We start from the raw sequence: 408 nt of genomic DNA on the forward strand, positions 1-408 counted from the left end.
GAATGCGCTGCTTCCAGGCGTCGGGTTGGTTATCGATCCAGCCCGCCACATCGACGTAGTGACGGGTAGGCAGGATCTCGATGATCTGGTGGTTGGCGACGTCGGCGACGGTCGTGGCATACGAGCGGCCCCGGCGGCTGCACAGTTTCACAAACGAGGTCTCGTCCAGGCCGATCGCGGTCGTGGCGTTAAGGCGCCTACGGTCAGCAGCAAGCAGCGCTTGACCGTAGGTCATCACCGCGTCGTTGACGGTGTGCCAGTCACACGAAAGCTCGCGTGCGACATCGGACACCGCGCGACCGGTCCCGACCTGCATGGTCGCCCATTTCGCGCAACGGGTCGTCAGCAGACAGTTCTTGGCCGCAATGCGATGGTCAGCACTTGTCCAGCTTCCACCCGGACAGTCCG

The 408-nt window shown here is 63.5% G+C and carries 1 protein-coding gene; it reads right to left on the bottom strand.

Going from position 1 to position 408, the window contains the following annotated elements; genetic code table 11:
* On the bottom strand, positions 1-316 hold a 316-nt coding region (locus AC5Y4N_RS21060; RefSeq protein ID WP_499912853.1), incomplete at its 3' end, for a hypothetical protein.
* Positions 317-408 lie beyond the last annotated feature (92 nt).

Source organism: Mycobacterium sp. NGS19 (genome assembly GCF_059813155.1).